Source organism: Robbsia sp. KACC 23696, from assembly GCF_039852015.1.
GTDB lineage: Bacteria > Pseudomonadota > Gammaproteobacteria > Burkholderiales > Burkholderiaceae > Robbsia.
On the sequence record NZ_CP156626.1, the window covers coordinates 3452135 to 3470566 of the forward strand.

Below are 18432 nucleotides of genomic sequence, written 5' to 3' on the forward strand. Positions count from 1 at the left end.
CCCAAATTTTGTGACACCACACACACCATCTCTAATGTGCATCGCATCACGATTGAATTGAACTTCTTCCAAATTGTTAAAGAACGACAGCCGATTTTGGTATCTCTACCAAGTCAGTGTTAGGCCAAGCCTAAGCTAAAACACACTCATCGATGTTCAACCGCAACATCGCCAAATATCTTTTAGCTTAAGGTTTGGTGGAGGCTAACGGGATCGAACCGTTGACCCTCTGCTTGCAAAGCAGATGCTCTCCCAGCTGAGCTAAGCCCCCAATATTGCTACTGTAGGTACATCTCTCCAGCTGCTGGAACTACAGTCGAGCCCGAGCAACCAAAGACTAGATGGTGGGTCTGGTTGGATTCGAACCAACGACCCCCGCCTTATCAAGACGGTGCTCTAACCGACTGAGCTACAGACCCTACAGCCTGTCGTATGACAGCCGATAAGCGTGAGCGCTTAACTTACGTTGCGTTAAGCTCGAGAAAGGAGGTGATCCAGCCGCACCTTCCGATACGGCTACCTTGTTACGACTTCACCCCAGTCACGAATCCCACCGTGGTAAGCGCCCTCCTTGCGGTTAAGCTACCTACTTCTGGTGAAACCCGCTCCCATGGTGTGACGGGCGGTGTGTACAAGACCCGGGAACGTATTCACCGCGGCATGCTGATCCGCGATTACTAGCGATTCCAACTTCATGCACTCGAGTTGCAGAGTGCAATCCGGACTACGATCGGTTTTCTGGGATTAGCTCCACCTCGCGGCTTGGCAACCCTCTGTACCGACCATTGTATGACGTGTGAAGCCCTACCCATAAGGGCCATGAGGACTTGACGTCATCCCCACCTTCCTCCGGTTTGTCACCGGCAGTCTCCTTAGAGTGCCCTTGCGTAGCAACTAAGGACAAGGGTTGCGCTCGTTGCGGGACTTAACCCAACATCTCACGACACGAGCTGACGACAGCCATGCAGCACCTGTGTATCGGTTCTCTTTCGAGCACCCCCTAATCTCTCAGGGGTTCCGACCATGTCAAGGGTAGGTAAGGTTTTTCGCGTTGCATCGAATTAATCCACATCATCCACCGCTTGTGCGGGTCCCCGTCAATTCCTTTGAGTTTTAATCTTGCGACCGTACTCCCCAGGCGGTCAACTTCACGCGTTAGCTACGTTACTAAGGAAATGAATCCCCAACAACTAGTTGACATCGTTTAGGGCGTGGACTACCAGGGTATCTAATCCTGTTTGCTCCCCACGCTTTCGTGCATGAGCGTCAGTGTTGGCCCAGGGGGCTGCCTTCGCCATCGGTGTTCCTCCGCATATCTACGCATTTCACTGCTACACGCGGAATTCCACCCCCCTCTGCCAGACTCTAGCTTGCCAGTCACAAATGCAGTTCCCAGGTTGAGCCCGGGGATTTCACATCTGTCTTAACAAACCGCCTGCGCACGCTTTACGCCCAGTAATTCCGATTAACGCTTGCACCCTACGTATTACCGCGGCTGCTGGCACGTAGTTAGCCGGTGCTTATTCTTCCGGTACCGTCATCAGACCAGGATATTAGCCCAGTCCTTTTCTTCCCGAACAAAAGTGCTTTACAACCCGAAGGCCTTCTTCACACACGCGGCATTGCTGGATCAGGCTTTCGCCCATTGTCCAAAATTCCCCACTGCTGCCTCCCGTAGGAGTCTGGGCCGTGTCTCAGTCCCAGTGTGGCTGGTCGTCCTCTCAGACCAGCTACAGATCGTCGCCTTGGTAGGCCTTTACCCCACCAACTAGCTAATCTGCCATCGGCCGCCCCTATAGCGCGAGGTCCGAAGATCCCCCGCTTTCATCCGTAGATCGTATGCGGTATTAATCCGGCTTTCGCCGGGCTATCCCCCACTACAGGACACGTTCCGATGTATTACTCACCCGTTCGCCACTCGTCAGCGGAGCAAGCTCCCTGTTACCGTTCGACTTGCATGTGTAAGGCATGCCGCCAGCGTTCAATCTGAGCCAGGATCAAACTCTTAAGTTTAATCTCTGTTACTGTTTTCTATTCTTCCGAATAGGTCGCTCAACTCAAGAATCAACAAGAAGTACAAACCGAAGTTCGTACGACTTACTTTCTTCTCTTGTGCGAGCTCTTGATACTTTTGCTTGAATCCCGTGACGAATCACCGGACCTGCAACTCCATCAAGCGCCCACACTTATCGGCTGTAAATTTTTAAAGAACCGTTTAACGACTGGCTGGACATTTCCTCGCACTAGGCGACCCGTCGATTACTGCTATACTACTTTGCTTCGTCGTTCGCAGCGTTGCTTTGCTGCAGAACAGAAGCGAGATTATGTACCGCACTCCTCGCTTCGTCAAGCACTTTTTTGCAGACTCGTTTGCGATATTTCTAGATCCACCCAAGAAACATCCCAATCGGCAAAAAGCTGCTCGACCACTTCACCCTCAGAAACACACCCAAGAACAAAGCCACCGCTACTTCCTGGCAATAAGAAAGCACCCTTAAAAACAAGCACCTTTCTTGCCACCACCCCCCGCCGCTTCGCTGCTTGCGCTGCGTTGTTTGCAGCGGGGAGGCGAATAATAGATCGCCCCCAGGAATCGCGCAAGCCCTTTTTCAACATTTTCACACTTTCGCAAAAATTGCCGGCTAGCGACTTCTGCCGCGCCTCGTATCGCCGCGCTCGAAGCGGCTGTGTAGAGCGCCGCGATCCTATATATAGAGAAGCTGCCATCGTCGTGCCGCCTTACGGTGCGAATCCCCTATGCGCTCCCGCTCACAGGCATATGAGAGAATCCTCTCCAATGCCCGGTCCGAGCCCGCTCAGACCGACGGTACGGTGCCACGCAATGGCAACGCGGTGCGTATCAGGCTGTACGCCCTCGCGCCGTATGTCGCGCACATCGCGTGCCCGACGATAGACTCCTCACGCATTCCCTCACTATGTCGAAAGAACCCTCCGGCGCCTCGGATCGCGCTGCCTCATTCCCCCCCGTTTCCACCGATTCATTCGCCGCGACGCTCGATCGGCTATTGCAGGTCCACCCCGTCGATCAAAGCCGACGCGCTCACGTGCAGTCGATCATCGATCACAAGACGAAGCCGCCCGGGAGTCTCGGCGAGATCGAGTCGCTCGCGATGGACCTCGCCTTGATCCAGGGCAGCGACACGCCTCGCGTGCAATCGCCCGCCCTGATCGTCTTTGCCGCAGATCACGGCATTGCTACGCGCGGCGTCAGTCCGTATCCGCAGTCGGTGACCGCCCAGATGGTCGCCAACTTCGTGACCGGCGGTGCGGCGATCAACGCGTTCTGTCAGGCGTCGGATGTGCAATGCGAAATCGTCGATGTCGGGATCGCGCATGCACTGCCGGAAGGCCTCGATACCCATGCCGAACCCGCTCGGACGCTATTGAAGCGGGATCCCGTGGCACCAGGCACCGCAGATTTCTCAAGCACGCCAGCGATGACCCTCGACCAATTGCGCCGCGCGATGCACGTCGGCGCTGCCGTGGTCGAAAGGCATGCGGCCCGGGGGTGCAACACGATCGCCTTCGGTGAAATGGGAATCGCCAATACCTCGTCGGCCGCCTGCCTGATGCAGCGCTTTACCGGGGCAGCGCTTGCGGATTGTGTCGGTCGCGGCACCGGACTCGACGAGGCGGGGCTGGCACACAAGCGCGCCGTGCTCGCGGGCGCGATCGATCGTCACCGCGACACCCTCGACGGCACCGCCGATCCGATCGAACGGGCGGCACACACGCTCGCGACCTTCGGCGGTTTCGAGGTGGCGGCCATGACCGGTGCCTTCCTCGCCGCGGCGTCGCGGCGCATGACCATCGTTGTCGATGGCTTCGTGGTGTCGTCCGCCTTGCTGGCCGCCTGCGCGCTGGCGCCGGCGACGCGCCAGTATTGCGTGTTTGCGCATCGCTCGGAAGAACGAGGCCATCAGGCCATGCTCGACCATTTCAGCGCGCGGCCGCTGCTGCACCTCGGCTTGCGATTGGGCGAAGGCACCGGCGCTGCGCTGGCAGTGCCGCTGCTCCGCGCGGCATGCGCGATGCTTTGCGATATGGCGAGCTTCGCGTCGGCAGGCGTCGACGACCGCACGGCATGACCGACTCGCCGGAGAAACGCGCCCATCCCGCCTGGCGCGAGGAAGTCCAGACGATCGCGATCGCGTTCGGCTATTTCACGCGCTTTCCAGTACCGCACGGCGTCGGGTATTCCGATGCCAGGCTGGCGCGTTCCGGGCGCTACTTTCCCCTCGTGGGCGCCGTCGTCGGCGCGCTCGGTGCGCTGGTGTTCGCTATCGGCAGCCACTTCTGGCCGCTATCGGTCGCCCTATTGCTGTCGATGGCAGCGACCTTGCTCGCGACCGGCGCGCTGCACGAGGACGGCTTGGCCGATTGCTGCGATGCGTTCGGTGGCGCTTACCGCCGTGCCGACGTCTTGCGCATCCTGAAGGATTCGCGGATCGGCGTGTTCGGCGCCGTCGGACTAATCGTCACATTGACCCTGAAATGGCAGGCTTTGCTCGGGCTCACCATAGGGGGACCCGGCGTCGTCTGTGCCTGGATGATCATCGCCCACGCCGCCAGCCGCGCCGGCGCCATCGTCTTTACGGCAACGCTCGATTACGCCCGATCCCCCGTCGAAGCGGCCACTGGCGCCGCGAACGCGAACGGCGCAGCCGAGGTCGAGTCCGGTGGGCAACCGAGATCGGCAAACGATTCCCACGCGGCACAGGCGGCGTCATCCGGCGACACCATACAAGACGCCACTAGCGACGCAAAGGCGCGTCCTTTTCAGCGCAACGGCGGTGCGGGGTCGCGCGACACGTCGACGCGTGACGGCGTGGCAATCGCACTGCTGCTCGGACTGCCCGGTCTGTTCTGGCACGGCATCGGCCTCGGCCTGGTGCTGATCGGCGCGGGCGCCGCCGTCCATTGGATGCTCGGCCGTTGGTGGCAGCGTCGAATTGGCGGCTACACCGGCGACTGCCTGGGTCTTGCGCAGCAATTATTCGAAGTCGGTATTTATCTGGTGGTGCTTGGATGGATCTCGTCCTAATTCGCCACCCCCCCGTCGACGTGCCATCGGGCGTCTGCTACGGGCAGACCGACCTGGCGCTGCGCCGCGATGTTGGGACGCAGGTGACCGACCTCGCCGCCGAGGCAGATAGACGGGCGCCTTCGATTGCGGCACCCGGCATGGATTCGCTGACGCGAACGGTCGCATCGATCAAGCAGCACTTTCAGCAACGCGGGCCCGTGCTTGCGTGCTTCGCCAGCCCATTGCGACGGTGCGCCGACGTCGCGCACGCGCTAACCGGCGCGGACACAAACACCGGCACGGGCACCGGAAGCGGCGCAGTCACAGACACCGGCACCGCAACCCGATCCGAAGCGCGCCCAGCCGAGCACGCGCGCTTCCCCGCCGCGCCGGTCATCGATCCGAGACTCTCGGAAATCGACTTCGGACAGTGGGAAATGCAGCGCTGGGATGACATCCCGCGTGATCAGATCGACCGCTGGGCCGCCGATGTCCTGCATGAGCGGCCCCATCACGGCGAAAGCGCCCACATGCTGGCCGAGCGCTGCGGGTCCTGGCTGCATGATCTGTCCTTGCAGTTCGACAGCCAGACCGCTGCCGCACCCGCCTGTGACGACGATACGACGCGAGCGTGCGTTGTGGTCATCGGGCATGCCGGGCCGATCCGTCTCCTGACCGCACTGGCGCTCGGCATGCCGTTGATGGCGACGCTGCAATGGCCGTTGGACTTCGGGGGCATCGTCACGCTGCGACGTGACAGGCGTTCACACGCGTTCGCAAGCGCGACCGAGGCATCGGCGGCCCACGCCGCATCCGCCGCGCGCCGGACACCGGGGGCACGGCTATCGGCCGCATGGACCCTGCGCCAATGGAACGGCTGACGCACTGACGCGATCCGATAGCCTTGCGCAGGCGTGCCGCTGCCATCCGCCGCGATCGGACGCGCGACGCGACGCCTTGCGTTTACTGCGCGAGCCGCCGCCGCGCCTGATCCAGATCGTCGCATAACAGGCGCGCGCCTTCCAAGAGACGGGGGCCGGGGCGACTGATCAAATCACCATCGATCGAAAACAGATTGCCAGCCGCCACAGCCGGTAACGATGGCCACGCTTTCCAGCTATTCGCATTCGCCATCGCCGACGCGTCTGCGCGATGCGTCGCGCCCAGCGCCGGCGTGACGATGGCCTGCGGCGCCGCCGCGATAACGGCTTCCGTCGAGATCGTCGGCGCCAGCCCGGGAAGGTCTGCAAACACATTGCGGCCGCCGCATAGGGCAATGACGTCGCTGGTGATCTGACGTCCGCTCAAGGTCATCAACGGATGCGACCATACTTGATAGAACACGGCGACGCGCGGCCGCTCCGCATATTCCGCGCGCAATGCAGCGAAGCCGGTATCGAGGCGCGTCGCTTCCCGATCGGCTTGCGGCGATGTGCCGAATAACACCCCCAGACGCCGTAGTGACGCGCCGATATTGTCGACGCGCGCCGGCGCATCGATATAGACCGGTATCCCCAACGCCGCCAGGGCCGCCCACTGCGGTTGCGGCCGGCCCTGGCCCCACGCCAGCACCAGATCCGGATGCAATGCAGCGATGCGCTCGACATCGGCCGACATATAGCTGCCGACGCTCGGCAGCGTGCGGGCCGCCGCAGGATAGTCACTGTAGTTGACCACGCCCACGAGGGCGCTCCCGCCGCCAGCCGCGTACACCAACTCGGTAATATGCGGCGCGAGGCTGACGACGCGGTGCGCCGCATGCGGCAGCCGGACGATCTGACCGCCGTCGTCGCGGACGCACCAACGATCAGTCGCCGCGCAGGCCGCGACGGTGTCGGGGGCACGGTCCGATCGAGCACTTTCGTGGAGCGGCGCCGGCTGCGCATAAGCGGGGAGCGCCCATACGGTCAGCAGCGCGGCATATCGTGCCGCCCGCCCGCCGCCAGGGCTGCGGGGCACGGTCGCCCTCGACGGCAAGACGGTCGACGGCGAAACGGGCAATCGCTGAAGACGCGCGCGCAAGCGGCGCGGGACTCGCGTCGACGCTCGCCACTTCATCGATTTGTCGCCGGCGAGTGCACCGCGCCTCCCTTCAGTTCGAGCGGTAGACCGGCAACCGTCAACACGACGCGATCGCATGCTGCGGCAACCCGTTGATTCAAGCGCCCCATCTCGTCGACGAACAACCGCGTTAACGCCCCCATCGGGATGACACCCAGACCAATTTCATTGCTGACGAGCACGATCCTGCCGCGGCTTTGCGTCAGCGCATCATGAAAATCGCTCAGGCACGTCTGCCAGTCCGCGCGCGGGGCGTCGGCGTCCATCGGACAGAGCAGGCGGGTCAGCCACAAGGTAAGGCAATCGATCAAGACAATCGCGTCCGGGCCCGTGTCGGCAGCGCGCAAAGCGCCAGCCAGATCATGGTCGGCCTCGATCAGGCCCCACGCGGCGGGCCGACGCGCACGATGCAAGGCAATGCGCTCCGCAAACGCGGCATCGCCCGGCACCACCGCCGATGTCGCGATGTAGGTGATCGCATCCGAAGTCGCCGCCAGCGTGGCGATCACTTCCTCGGCGAAGCGGCTCTTGCCCGAGCGGGCGCCGCCCAACACGAACGTCGTGCGTGGCCGCCCCGTCGCGTTCGCAGCGCTCGCGCCGCTATCGCGGCAGACGGCATCATGCGACGTGTGCGAAACCGGACTGACAGACATGGCGTATCCTTTTTTCTTCATGCCGAGCACTCTAGCATTCACGGCGATCGCCGTGCTGTCATCGTCCGATAGCGCATGATCGCCTAGACTAGAGCGACAACGCCGAACGCCCGGGGCCGTCCGCCCGACCGATCGATGTCGCCAGGATAAGCAAAGCATCGCTCCGGCGTGGCCGACAGGCAGGAATGTGCAACGTAAGCAAGGCAGACAAGTGCAATGGTGTTCACCCATATAGTCAACGGCGACCGCGCCGCCACCTTGCTCGACGAGGCGCTCGCGCTGCCGGGCAATGCGGATCGGCGCGACGACACGATCGTCGTCCTCCATGACGACCTGACCGTCGGCCCGCTTCGTCAGATCGACGATTCCGCGGCCGCACGGATCGGTTTCTGGCAAAAGGTCCTGGGGGCGGGCGAGCGCGGCATCTCGCAAACAATCAGCGATGCGTTCGCGATCAACGACAACACGCTGCGGAAACTGGTCATCGACGACGCACACGAAGTGGTGCTGTGGCACACACGGCATGCGGCCGATCAACTGCTGTTGCGCCGCATTGCCTACCGGCTGCGGACGATGCCACAACGCATCAATGAAATGGCGATCCCGGTGGACCATCCCATCGGCGAGCTTCCCGAGCACGGCTCGCACGGATCCTCGAACGAGAACGAGAACCCGCCCGACGACGTTGCGCGCGATAGCGAGATCATCGCTGCAGCCCACGCCGCCGCGTTGACGCGGGTCAATACCGGCCTGCGCGCAATTGCCCCCATCTCGATATTGCGCATCAGCCGGCTGGCGCTCGAATGGCAGGAATTGAAGTCACTGGATAACGAGGTGCGTCGCTGGCGCGACAATACTTTCATCAGCGGCACGTTCGCCGAGATCGATGCGGTGATTCTCGAAGAGGCCGGCGTCGCGTGGACACCGTACCTCGAGGTTGCGGCGCGTGTACGCCGCCATGCCTGTTTTTCCGCCAGCGACGCGATTGTCGGCTGGCGCTGCCGGGAGCTGGCGGTCAATGGCCGGCTCGCGCTCGACGACGATCCGGTGCTCGTAAAAGCAACACGGGTCCGGCGCTGCGTCTAAAAAAAACGGGCAGCGCCGGACCCGTGGGTGACGGCAAGCGCGCCTGCGCGCTGGCTGTCGCGCGACACTGAAGCGTTCCGTCAGAAGACCAGACCGGCTTCGTGCGCCTGCACATCGGCGTGGTAGCTCGAACGGACCATCGCCCCGACCGCGGCATGGCTGAAGCCCATTTCGTAGGCCGCCGCTTCATAGCGCTTGAAGGTATCCGGATGGACGTATTCGCGAACCGGCAGATGGTGCTCCGACGGCTGCAGATACTGACCGATGGTCAACATGTCGACATTATGCTCGCGCATATCCCGCATGACCTGCAGGATCTCTTCCTCGGTCTCGCCCAGGCCGACCATCAGGCCCGACTTCGTCTGGACTTCCGGGTGGAGCGCCTTGAAATCCTTCAGCAGCTTGAGCGAGTGCGCGTAATCGGAACCCGGCCGCGCTTCCTTATACAGACGCGGCACCGTTTCGAGATTGTGGTTCATCACGTCCGGCGGTGCGGCATTCAAGATGCCCAATGCGCGGTCCAGGCGACCGCGGAAGTCCGGCGTCAGAATCTCGATGCGCGTCGCCGGCGACAAGGCCCGTGTCTGCTCGATGCATTCGACGAAATGCGCGGCACCGCCGTCACGCAGGTCGTCACGGTCCACGCTGGTGATCACGACATAGCGCAACTTCAGCGCCGCGATCGTCCGGGCGAGGTTTGCCGGCTCGTTGACATCGAGCGGATCCGGGCGGCCATGACCGACGTCGCAGAACGGGCAACGCCGCGTGCACTTGTCGCCCATGATCATGAAGGTGGCCGTGCCCTTACCGAAGCATTCGCCGATATTCGGGCAACTGGCTTCCTCGCACACCGTGTGCAATTGATGCTCGCGCAGGATCTGCTTGATCTCATTGAAGCGCGAACTGCCGGTAGCGGCTTTCACCCGGATCCACTCGGGCTTCTTCAACTTCTCGATCGGAATGACCTTGATCGGGATACGCGAGGTTTTTGCCTGCGCTTTTTGCTTCTGCGTGGCATCGTACACGGGCGTCGCGGCGGCAGCCGTCACAACGTTTGCGGCGGCCGTTCCGCCGTTCGGCACTGTTTCAGCGCCGTTTTGAACTGTGCTCATCTCAAGGATTCCGTTCGGGGAGATTCGCCGCCAGGCAGTCGGCAAGACGGGCGGCAACATCGCGCCACTCGGCCTGCACGCCCACGCTGGCCATATCGGTGGTCTTCAACCCAGCGTAACCGCACGGATTGATATCGTCGAAAGGACGCAAGTCCATTCCGACATTCAGACTGACCCCATGGTAGCTGCACCCCTGCCGGATCTTCAGCCCGAGTGCGGCGATTTTCGCGCCCGCCAGGGGCCCGTCCGCCAGATAGATGCCCGGCGCGCCCGGATGACGTTCGCTCGGCAGATTATACGCCGCCAGCGTGTCGATGACGGCCTGCTCGATGCGGCGCACATATTCCTTGACCATCAGGCCACGGCGGCGCAGGTCGATCAGCAGATAGGCGATGACCTGGCCCGGCCCGTGATAGGTAATCTGGCCGCCCCGATCGGTCTTGACGAGCGGAATCGTGGCGTCCCGGCGCAACAGATGCGCGGGATCGCCGGCTAGGCCCAGCGTGTAGACCGGCGGGTGGGCAACCAGCCACATCGCGTCGGGCGTCTCGGCGGTGCGGCTATCCGTAAAGGCGCGCATCGCGTCGAAACAGCTTGCGTAGTCAATCTCGCCGCGCCACAGGACGGCAATGCCGTTGTGCGTCTGTGCCGTCGGATCGGGGGAAACCGGGAGCGTCGTCATCATGGCGCCAGTGTACTGGAATTCGAAAACCCAGCCCCCCACTGCGGTATTGCGGCCAACGTCGTCCGTCAGGCAGCCTGGCCGTGCGATGCGCTCGGCGAGAACAGGCTCAACAAACGACGATTCCAACGCGGGTCGGCACTGTCGCTCGATAGCGACAGGCACGCTTCACGGTCGCCGTCCACGGCTACCCACAAGCGATCTCCGGCCGCGACTTGTAATGTGAGCCCTTGCTCAAGCCAGTAGTCTGCCGGATCGCCTTCCCGTGTGACCCAGATCCGGCCGGCGCGCGCCGCGACACGGCCCCGCGTTGCGACTTCCCACAATTGCGCCTGTCCCGCCGGTACGGCGAATAGGGTCTGAACCGCCAGCTTCTTCAAGGTTTTCATCGTTACGCCTCGTATTTGATCGTGCACCGCGCCAGGACTTACCCTGACTTGACTGTGATTGCATAATAAGAATTGTCTGAGACGAGGAAAAACGATAAATTCAGCTACTCCATGTGAGGAATTTTCACCGTTGGATGCTCATCGCCTGCCAAACCTGACCGCGCTACGGGCTTTCGAGGCCGCAGCACGCCATCAAAGTTTTTCGAAGGCGGCCGATGAGTTGTATGTAACCCACGGCGCGGTCAGTCATCAGATCCGCGGGCTCGAAGAAGAGCTTCAAACAACCCTGTTTGCACGCACCGGCAAGCGCGTGGTGCTGACCGAGGCCGGGGAACGCTACGCGTTGCAGGTGCGCGATGCGCTGCGCAACCTGATCGAGGCGACCGCCAACGTCCGGAATGGCGGCCGCGGCCAGCGCTTGGTCGTCAGTGTGTTGCCCTCATTGGCCTCGCGCTGGCTGATGCCGCGGATCGGCCGCTTCATCGAACGGCATCCGGATATCGATATCGAAGTGCGGGCGTCGGGCGAATACGCCGATTTCTCGCGTGGCGAGGTCGATATCGGCCTACGGCACGGGAAGGGGCCTTATCCCGGCCTGTATACGGAAACGCTGATCCGCGACGTGTATTTTCCGGCCTGCAGCCCGCTGCTGAAAGGCGGCCGCCTGCCGACCCACCCGCGCGACATCCTGTCGTACAGGCTATTGCAATCGTCCGGCGACGAGCCATGGCGGCTCTGGTTCGATGCCGCAGGCATGCATGATGTGCCCGAGCCGCAACACGGACCGCGCTATCTGGATTCGAGCCATTTGCTGGATGCCGCGATTCGCGGCCAGGGCATCGCGCTGGTCCGTTCGTCGCTGGCGCTGGACGATCTGCGTGACGGCCGCCTGGTGCGGCTGTTCGATGTCGATGCGAGCGACGGGGCGATCACTTCGGTCGTGTGCCCGCCCTCATTGAAAAGCACGCCGCGCGTCGCGGCGTTTCTGACCTGGCTGCGCGACGAGGTCCGAGACCCGGAAGCCACTCCGGCCCCCGTGCCGCTAGGCGCAGCGGTCGTGCAAACGTCGGTTCAGACGTCGAGCCAGACTACAACACAAACTTGACCATCGGATGCGCGGTGACCGCGCGGTAGATGTCGTCGAGTTGCGCGCGACTCTGCGCGTGAATATTCAACGTCAGGCCGGTGTAGTTGCCGCTGCTCGACGGTCGGACTTCGATACGCGAGCGATCCAGTGTCGGATCGAACTGCTCGACGACCTTCGTGATGGTTTCCTGGAATTCCGCGCTGGCGAGTCCCATGACCTTCAACGGGAAATCACAGGGGAATTCGAAGATTTCTTCCTTGCCGTCTTCGCTCGCGCTGTTTTTCTGCTGGACCGGCGCGGTGTCCTTCTCTGCGTCGCTCATCTAGTTTCTCCGTCTTTATCGGCTGCAGCCTGGCGCACGCCCCATCCGCATCCGTCGGCACCGCGTGCGGCGCGAACGATGCAGGCCGGCGTCAGGCCCGCGCCACGATGATTACTTCTTGCTCTGGAACTTCATCATCAGCATATCCCACATGCGGCCGGCAAAGCCCGCCTGCGGCACGCCGGACAGGGCGACCACCGGGAACTCCGTCAGTTCCTTGCCGTCGGCCATGATCTTCACGACGCCCAGTTGCTGGCCGTCGGCGATCGGGGCGACGATCGGATCGTTCAGCACCAACATCGGCTTGATCTTGTCCTTCGTTCCGCTCGGCACCGTGATGTATTGATCCGACTTCACGCCGATCTTCACGTCATGCGCCTGGCCTTGCCACACACGCGCCGTCTGGATCGTCTGATTGGCGGCGTACAGGCGCACGCCGTCATACGCCTGATAGCCGTAGTTCAGCATCTTCAGGCTGTCGGTGACGCGCAGCGCTTCCTTCGGCTCACCCATCATGACCGTCACGAGACGACGGCTCGCGCCCGGGGTGCCGTCCAACGGCCGCTTGGCCGAGGCGATCAGGCAATAACCGGCCGCCTTCGTATGCCCGGTTTTCAGACCATCGACGGTCGGATCCAGCCACAACAGGCGGTTCCGGTTCGGCTGACGAATGTGGTTATACGTGAACTCCCGCTCCGAGAAGATCGGGTAGTACTCGGGGAAGTCACGGATCAGGTGCGTGGCGACCAGCGCCAGGTCGCCGGCCGACGTGTAGTGGTCCGGATTGGGCATGCCGTTCACATCGGCGAAATGGCTGTGCTTCATGCCCAGCTTGGCCGCTTCCGCGTTCATCATCGTCACGAAACCAGACTGGCTGCCACCGATCAGCTCGGAGAGCGCGATGGCCGCGTCATTGCCGGATTGCGTGACCATGCCGTGCAGCAGGTCGTTGACCGACACCGGCTTGCCGGCTTCGATGAACATTCGCGATTCGTCGGTGCCGACAGTTCGGACCGCCTCGCTTGGGATCACGGTCTGTTCCAGCGTGATGCGCTTGTCCTTCAGCGCCTGAAACACGATGTAGGTGGTCAGCAGCTTCGTCAGCGACGCCGGTTCGACGCGCTGATCGGCATTGCTCGATGCAAGGATCTGGTTGCTGGTGGCATCCACCAGCAACCAGGCGTTCGCCTGCACGGCGGGCGGCGCAACCTGAGCATGCGCGATAAGCGGTAACGACGGTACGGCAATCCCAAGTGCCGCGATCAGGACGGCACGGGGAGCAAAAGCGGGGAAACGCATAGAAGAGTCGAGAAAGGCTGAAAGCAACAGTTAGGAGAGCCGGGCGTAAGCCGCAAGCAAGGCGGTCGCAAGACGGGGATTTCGGGCGACCGCAAGTATTATACGCGCCACGATTCGGTAACCAAGCGCTTCAGGATATGCAGCTTGCGATGGAAAAAGTGGTCCGCTCCCGGGATCACCGTGATCGGCAACTCCTGGGGACGCGCCCACTCGAATACATTGGCGAGCGGGATCGTTTCATCCAGCTCGCCGTGGATCGCGATCGTGTCGTCGCGCACCGTCGGGACATCCCAGTTTCCGGCCGGCGTGCCCACCGCCACCAGGCGCTGGATGACGAGATCCGGCTCGCGCTCCGCCAGCGTCTTCGCGACCGCGCTCGCGACAAAGGCACCGAAAGAAAATCCCGCCAGCACGATCGGCAAGGCCGCTGCCGCGGCTGAGGTATCGGCATCGGCGTGTTGGCCCCCGGCGCGCAGATGCGCGATCAAGGCCAGCATGTCGTCCTGCTCGCCAATGCCCTTGTCATGCGTCCCTTCGCTGTCGCCGACACCGCGGAAATTCAACCGCGCGGTTCGATAGCCCAGTTGGACAAAGGTCCGCGCCAGCGTTGTGGCCACTTTGTTGTCCATCGTGCCCTGGAACAGTGGATGGGGATGGGCCACGAAGGCCAGCCCGCGCGGCGCGGCGGCAGTGCCGTCCGTTCGCGCATCGGCTTCCTCGATCGCAATTTCAAGACGCCCGGTCGGGCCGTCGATCAGATAACGTTGCACGCTGTCGCGCCTCCTGTGCTGCTTTGCATTTTTTTAGGCTGATACGTGGGGATGCTCATGCGGCTGGTTGATCGACGAGCAGTCGTTCGACGACCTTGCCTCCCACCAGATGGCTGTCGATGATTTCGTCGATATCCGACGCGTCGACATAGGTGTACCAGGTCGCCGACGGATACACGACCAGCACCGGACCGAGTTCGCATCGGTCCAGGCAACCGGCCTGGTTGATCCGGACTTGCCCCTCGCCGGCGAGACCGAGGGATTTGATGCGTTTCTTCGCGTGTTGCTGCATCTCGGCCGCGCCGCAACCGGCGCAACTGGGCCGCGAGGCGCCTTCGGCACGCTGGTTCAGGCAGAAAAAGACATGATGCTTGTAGAAAGACGACGCCGCGGAAGAGGATTCGGACATGGTGATCGGCCTGCTTTGGCTAAAGACGGTTTTGCGAGGAAGCGGAACCGGTGCTGGCCGGTCCACGATGCAATTCATTATAGCGATCTGCGCCGACAGATCAGCGTGGCCGCCGACGCCGGGCCTGGCCTGAAAGCCAGGCGCGCTCGGCCGACGCGGCCAGCCAGAGGAGCGCCGCATAGGGCCAGACGCCCGACAGCCATTGCGCGAGATCGTTCAAATGGCGGTATTGCCCTTGCTGCCAGCCGATCTGCACGCCCGGCCAGTACGGATTCAAGGGCAGCAGATTGACCAGAAGCAGGGATAGCAGCAGCGCGATGAACGCACAGACCGCCCGAATGCGCATGCCAAACCGCAATATCACCGGCAAGATCAAGCCGCCAGCCAGCAGTCCGGCGACCGCCCCGTCGGTCATCCAATCGAACCAATTACGCCAGTCCCCCGCTGATTGCAGGCCGTTGACGACCGTCTTGATGATGACCGCGCTGCAGAGCATCGCGTAGATCAAGCGGTGTCGGGGTGCGGTCGCGCGGATCGGCAGCGAGGCGAAAGCGCCGGCGCCGAGTACCCCGAGCGTCGTGATGATGGCTTCCCAGACATGCGAATCGGTCCAGGACGCCAGCGTATCGGGCAAGGCATCGGCGAGCGCATTCAATCCAGGAATGAAATCGAGGATGGCGCCCGTGGTCGTCGGGTCGGCCAAATCCCAAATGCGACGAGGCCAGTCACCGATGCCGAACAGGAAGGGCTGCGGATACATCTGCGCCACCGGCCAGAGCAGCAGCAAGGCGATGGCCTTTCCCGCGTGACGCTCGAACCATTGGAAGCGTTTGCGACGCAACCAGCCCCGGTCCAGCAACGCGCCGACGAACGGCACCGTGATAAAGCCGCCGATCAGCGCGCCGAGCGCATTGGTCGCCAGGTCCAGGTTCGATGCCACCCGCGTCGGTAGATAGGTCTGCACCGCCTCCATCGTGCCCGAGAGCAGGATGCCGGCGAGCAGCGCGACGAGGATCGCGGAGGCGCCCCGCAGCCGGGGATAGACGGCCAGAACGACGAACACGCCCAGGGGCACATAGCCCAGCACATTCGTTACGAGGTCGAACAAGGTCAGCCAGCGAGGGATCGGCGCGGCCAGATAGGCGAACGGCCCGACGCCGATATCGGTCCACCCGGACATCGGATAGAGACTGCCGTAGACCACCAGCGCGATCCACCACGCCAGCGCCTGCCGCGCCAATGGCGATGCGCGCCGGCGCCATGGCTTGTCCGCCAGGTGCTCGGGCGACACCACCGGCGGTTTCGCGGTGACCGGCTTGCTGGTCCGCACGGGTCGGGGCGGACGAGGCGATGGAGGAGGAAGGCGCGACATGCGACGGACGGTTCGGTGACGAAAGGGCTAAGTGGGCGCGCTAGCGTGCCAGCCGTCACTGTACCTGTTCGCGCGCCGTCGGATGCGCCTGCAATGCGGTGATGACCCAGTTGCCAAGTTCGCCGGCCAGCCGATCGCTGGCATCGGCGATCGCGGCAGCGGCGCCGGCCGCGTCCGGCGTCGGACAGACGACGCTGACGGTGAACTCACGCTGCGCGATCCACTGGTTTGCCGCGCCACCGTGCGTCGACGTCCCCATCATCGCCCCGCGAAGCGTGGCGGCGAGTCCGGTACGCGCCGGCTGAGTGCGCGACGCGCCAACGGCGGCTTTCTCGGAGGCGCCGCCACCGTTCGCGGCGTCGCCCCCATCGGTCGTCACCGCATCGGGCCAGGGAGCACGCAGCGATGCCCGCACGCTGACAACGCCGACACCATGACGCGCGGAAACGAAGCGCTGCGAGAAATCGATCAGCTCGATCCGCAGTTGGGGCGCACGCTCCGGATCGCCGCCTTGCAGCATTTCCGCGCGGGGCGCCAGACGCTCCCGCAGACGTTCCGTCAGCAGCTGCGAGGGCGTGCCGGCCCAACGACTGTTGGCATAGGTCCGCGCTTCGCGAATGTCGGCATAGTCGAGGCGGTAGCGAATCCGATCGTCGTCGAGCGACGCGGACGCGGCAACCGGCGACAGCTTCAGCAGCGGACGGCCCGGCGAGGGCGTGGCCGGAACCGACGTGGGCGCTTGTGTCTGCACGCCGGACGCGGCGTCGCCTTGCGGCATCGGCAGCGCGGCGGACGGGCCGAGGTCATACCGCGCCATGCGGCTGCTGACCATCGGCTTGGGCGTCGAGCAAGCGGCCAACATCATGGCGCTGCCGACGAGGCATACGACGCCCACCGTGCGGCGCGACATCGCTGCGGTCGATAGACCGAGATACAGACTGCCCCTCATTCTCCCTCTCCTTTTGGCGCGATGGCGCGCAAGGCGTCTTGCGCGTCGGCGTCGTGCGATCCCGGGTCGATGCCTGGATCGGCGGCCGAGCCGTTGCTGTCGTCGGTGTGATGCGGGGGCGCGTCGGCATGGCCGCGCGACGCCGATGGCCAGCCGAATCCGGCCTCGCCCGGGCCCGGTCTTGGTGCAGGCGTGCCGAACAACAGGCTGCGCGGGTGATCGGCAACGAGATCCGCCGCCCGGCTGATACTGCGACTCGCCACGCGGACGTTGTCGGACAGCGCGTCCAAACGCGGCAGCGTGTCGTAGCGGACCTTCGCCGATATATCGGCGAGCGCGTCGCCGGTGCGCTGCGCGGCCGTGCCGATACGGTTCAGATTGCCGATCAACGGGCCGTCCGGGCGATTCAGCGTGGTCATCAATCGATTGGCCGATTGCACCGTCTGATCGAGATGCGCCATCGTCTGCGGCAGCTTCTGCACGACCGGATCGGCGTGCAAGGCCAGCGCATCGACATGGTTGGCGGCATGCCGGATGCTGGCCATCGTCTCCATGAATTGCATCCGCGTGCCGTCATTGGTCCAGCGGCCCAGGTTATCGCTGATCTTCGCCATCTGCGTCAACAAGGCCTGCCCGCGATGCTCCAACTGTTCGATCAGTCCGGCACGCATCGGAATGCGCGCCACATGATCCGCCGAGGTCGACATGGGGCTGTGATCGAGGGGCGTCGCGGCAGCGGTGGCGTCCGTCGTTGCCGCTGAAACCGCCACGCCCGCGGCGTTCGACGTGCCCGACGTGCCGCTCGCCGCCGTACCGGTCGTACCGCCCGATAGTGCGTCGTCGCTGCGCTCGCTGAGCTGCACGAACGCGAGACCGGTCACCCCCTGCAGGCCGAGCGAGGCTTCGGTGGCATGCGTGATCGGGGTTTTCGCATCGACCATGATCCGGATATCGATATCGCCATTACCGGACGGATCGAAACCGATCCGCTGCACGCGGCCGACGAGCAGGCCGCGATAGCGCACCGGCGCGTTTGCAGCCAGCCCGGTGACTGCGCCATGCGTGACGACATCGTACGGAACGCGCTCGGTCGTATCGCGCCGCAACCACAGCAGCGTGACGATGATCGCCGCCCCCAACAGGATCGTGAACAGCCCGGTCGCAAACGCGTGCGACTTGTTTTCCATGCCAACT

At 63.3% G+C, this 18432-nt stretch carries 18 protein-coding genes, 2 tRNA genes and 1 rRNA gene; 5 read left to right on the forward strand and 16 right to left on the reverse strand.

The window, feature by feature from the left end; translation table 11 throughout:
• Positions 1–195 precede the first annotated feature (195 nt).
• The 4 genes from ABEG21_RS14570 to ABEG21_RS14585 all read right to left on the reverse strand — a co-directional run bounded on the left by ABEG21_RS14570 (position 196) and on the right by ABEG21_RS14585 (position 2727).
• A tRNA-Ala gene (locus ABEG21_RS14570) sits at positions 196–271 on the reverse strand.
• 71 nt (positions 272–342) lie between these two features.
• Positions 343–419, reverse strand: a tRNA-Ile gene (locus ABEG21_RS14575).
• Between the two features lie 63 nt (positions 420–482).
• Positions 483–2013, reverse strand: a 16S ribosomal RNA gene (locus ABEG21_RS14580).
• A 333-nt stretch (positions 2014–2346) separates the two neighbouring features.
• Positions 2347–2727 (reverse strand): hypothetical protein, encoded by a 381-nt coding sequence (locus ABEG21_RS14585; protein WP_347555215.1) that lies wholly within the window; start codon positions 2725–2727, stop codon positions 2347–2349.
• A gap of 209 nt (positions 2728–2936) precedes the next feature.
• On the opposite strand from ABEG21_RS14585, the gene cobT reads away from it, so the two are divergent.
• The 3 genes from cobT to ABEG21_RS14600 are packed head-to-tail and all read left to right on the forward strand — an operon-like array spanning position 2937 to position 5928.
• Positions 2937–4109, forward strand: coding sequence for a nicotinate-nucleotide--dimethylbenzimidazole phosphoribosyltransferase (gene cobT, locus ABEG21_RS14590; RefSeq protein ID WP_347555216.1), 1173 nt, complete (start codon positions 2937–2939; stop codon positions 4107–4109).
• Positions 4106–5065 (forward strand): adenosylcobinamide-GDP ribazoletransferase, encoded by a 960-nt coding sequence (locus tag ABEG21_RS14595; protein ID WP_347555217.1) that lies wholly within the window; start codon positions 4106–4108, stop codon positions 5063–5065. The genes cobT and ABEG21_RS14595 overlap by 4 nt, the downstream gene beginning before the upstream one ends.
• Complete coding sequence (locus tag ABEG21_RS14600) at positions 5050–5928, forward strand: histidine phosphatase family protein (RefSeq protein WP_347555218.1); 879 nt, start codon at positions 5050–5052, stop codon at positions 5926–5928. The genes ABEG21_RS14595 and ABEG21_RS14600 overlap by 16 nt, the downstream gene beginning before the upstream one ends.
• Positions 5929–6010: 82 nt before the next feature.
• Here the strand turns inward: ABEG21_RS14600 and ABEG21_RS14605 are convergent, their stop codons facing one another.
• Complete coding sequence (locus tag ABEG21_RS14605; protein ID WP_347555219.1) at positions 6011–7006, reverse strand: cobalamin-binding protein; 996 nt, start codon at positions 7004–7006, stop codon at positions 6011–6013.
• Between the two features lie 95 nt (positions 7007–7101).
• Positions 7102–7761: a bifunctional adenosylcobinamide kinase/adenosylcobinamide-phosphate guanylyltransferase gene (cobU, locus tag ABEG21_RS14610; RefSeq protein WP_347555220.1), complete on the reverse strand. Its 660-nt coding sequence runs from the start codon at positions 7759–7761 to the stop codon at positions 7102–7104.
• Between the two features lie 216 nt (positions 7762–7977).
• On the opposite strand from cobU, the gene ABEG21_RS14615 reads away from it, so the two are divergent.
• Positions 7978–8847, forward strand: coding sequence for a DUF3658 domain-containing protein (locus ABEG21_RS14615; RefSeq protein WP_347555221.1), 870 nt, complete (start codon positions 7978–7980; stop codon positions 8845–8847).
• A gap of 80 nt (positions 8848–8927) precedes the next feature.
• On the opposite strand, the gene lipA is transcribed toward ABEG21_RS14615, so the two are convergent.
• The 3 genes from lipA to ABEG21_RS14630 form a co-directional block, all read right to left on the reverse strand.
• Entirely contained in the window at positions 8928–9959 is a 1032-nt protein-coding gene (gene lipA, locus ABEG21_RS14620) for a lipoyl synthase (RefSeq protein WP_347555222.1), read from the reverse strand.
• 1 nt (position 9960) lies between these two features.
• Positions 9961–10641 (reverse strand): lipoyl(octanoyl) transferase LipB, encoded by a 681-nt coding sequence (lipB, locus tag ABEG21_RS14625; RefSeq protein ID WP_347556822.1) that lies wholly within the window; start codon positions 10639–10641, stop codon positions 9961–9963.
• Positions 10642–10709: 68 nt separating this feature from the next.
• The gene (locus ABEG21_RS14630) at positions 10710–11030 is read right to left on the reverse strand and encodes a DUF2917 domain-containing protein (protein WP_347555223.1); all 321 of its coding nucleotides are present in this window, start codon (positions 11028–11030) and stop codon (positions 10710–10712) included.
• Positions 11031–11160: 130 nt separating this feature from the next.
• Between ABEG21_RS14630 and ABEG21_RS14635 the strand changes: the two genes are divergently transcribed.
• Positions 11161–12135 carry a transcriptional regulator GcvA gene (locus ABEG21_RS14635; protein ID WP_347555224.1) on the forward strand — a complete coding sequence of 325 codons (975 nt, stop codon included), beginning with the start codon at positions 11161–11163 and terminating at the stop codon, positions 12133–12135.
• Here ABEG21_RS14635 and ABEG21_RS14640 read toward each other — a convergent pair.
• From ABEG21_RS14640 to ABEG21_RS14670, 7 genes are all read right to left on the reverse strand, one after another.
• The gene (locus ABEG21_RS14640; RefSeq protein ID WP_347555225.1) at positions 12119–12439 is read right to left on the reverse strand and encodes a DUF493 family protein; all 321 of its coding nucleotides are present in this window, start codon (positions 12437–12439) and stop codon (positions 12119–12121) included. The genes ABEG21_RS14635 and ABEG21_RS14640 overlap by 17 nt on opposite strands.
• A gap of 111 nt (positions 12440–12550) precedes the next feature.
• A complete protein-coding gene (locus ABEG21_RS14645; protein ID WP_347555226.1) occupies positions 12551–13738 on the reverse strand; it encodes a D-alanyl-D-alanine carboxypeptidase family protein in 1188 nt (395 codons plus the stop codon).
• A 98-nt stretch (positions 13739–13836) separates the two neighbouring features.
• Positions 13837–14508, reverse strand: a complete 672-nt coding sequence (locus ABEG21_RS14650; protein WP_347555227.1) for a CocE/NonD family hydrolase — start codon at positions 14506–14508, stop codon at positions 13837–13839.
• Between the two features lie 55 nt (positions 14509–14563).
• Entirely contained in the window at positions 14564–14917 is a 354-nt protein-coding gene (locus tag ABEG21_RS14655) for a (2Fe-2S) ferredoxin domain-containing protein (protein ID WP_347555228.1), read from the reverse strand.
• A 100-nt stretch (positions 14918–15017) separates the two neighbouring features.
• Entirely contained in the window at positions 15018–16247 is a 1230-nt protein-coding gene (locus ABEG21_RS14660; protein ID WP_347555229.1) for a VanZ family protein, read from the reverse strand.
• 97 nt (positions 16248–16344) lie between these two features.
• Positions 16345–17238, reverse strand: coding sequence for an ABC-type transport auxiliary lipoprotein family protein (locus tag ABEG21_RS14665; protein ID WP_347555230.1), 894 nt, complete (start codon positions 17236–17238; stop codon positions 16345–16347).
• Positions 17235–18425 carry an MlaD family protein gene (locus tag ABEG21_RS14670; RefSeq protein WP_347555231.1) on the reverse strand — a complete coding sequence of 397 codons (1191 nt, stop codon included), beginning with the start codon at positions 18423–18425 and terminating at the stop codon, positions 17235–17237. The genes ABEG21_RS14665 and ABEG21_RS14670 overlap by 4 nt, the downstream gene beginning before the upstream one ends.
• Positions 18426–18432 lie beyond the last annotated feature (7 nt).

Excerpts from the sequence above, each read along its gene's own strand:
- ABEG21_RS14585 (WP_347555215.1), bottom strand. The coding sequence starts at position 2,727 with ATGGCAGCTTCTCTATATATAGGATCGCGGCGCTCTACACAGCCGCTT.
- cobT (WP_347555216.1), top strand. The coding sequence starts at position 2,937 with ATGTCGAAAGAACCCTCCGGCGCCTCGGATCGCGCTGCCTCATTCCCC.
- ABEG21_RS14595 (WP_347555217.1), top strand. The coding sequence starts at position 4,106 with ATGACCGACTCGCCGGAGAAACGCGCCCATCCCGCCTGGCGCGAGGAA.
- ABEG21_RS14600 (WP_347555218.1), top strand. The coding sequence starts at position 5,050 with ATGGATCTCGTCCTAATTCGCCACCCCCCCGTCGACGTGCCATCGGGC.
- cobU (WP_347555220.1), bottom strand. The coding sequence starts at position 7,761 with ATGTCTGTCAGTCCGGTTTCGCACACGTCGCATGATGCCGTCTGCCGC.
- ABEG21_RS14615 (WP_347555221.1), top strand. The coding sequence starts at position 7,978 with ATGGTGTTCACCCATATAGTCAACGGCGACCGCGCCGCCACCTTGCTC.
- lipA (WP_347555222.1), bottom strand. The coding sequence starts at position 9,959 with ATGAGCACAGTTCAAAACGGCGCTGAAACAGTGCCGAACGGCGGAACG.
- lipB (WP_347556822.1), bottom strand. The coding sequence starts at position 10,641 with ATGACGACGCTCCCGGTTTCCCCCGATCCGACGGCACAGACGCACAAC.
- ABEG21_RS14630 (WP_347555223.1), bottom strand. The coding sequence starts at position 11,030 with ATGAAAACCTTGAAGAAGCTGGCGGTTCAGACCCTATTCGCCGTACCG.
- ABEG21_RS14640 (WP_347555225.1), bottom strand. The coding sequence starts at position 12,439 with ATGAGCGACGCAGAGAAGGACACCGCGCCGGTCCAGCAGAAAAACAGC.
- ABEG21_RS14645 (WP_347555226.1), bottom strand. The coding sequence starts at position 13,738 with ATGCGTTTCCCCGCTTTTGCTCCCCGTGCCGTCCTGATCGCGGCACTT.
- ABEG21_RS14655 (WP_347555228.1), bottom strand. The coding sequence starts at position 14,917 with ATGTCCGAATCCTCTTCCGCGGCGTCGTCTTTCTACAAGCATCATGTC.
- ABEG21_RS14665 (WP_347555230.1), bottom strand. The coding sequence starts at position 17,238 with ATGAGGGGCAGTCTGTATCTCGGTCTATCGACCGCAGCGATGTCGCGC.
- ABEG21_RS14670 (WP_347555231.1), bottom strand. The coding sequence starts at position 18,425 with ATGGAAAACAAGTCGCACGCGTTTGCGACCGGGCTGTTCACGATCCTG.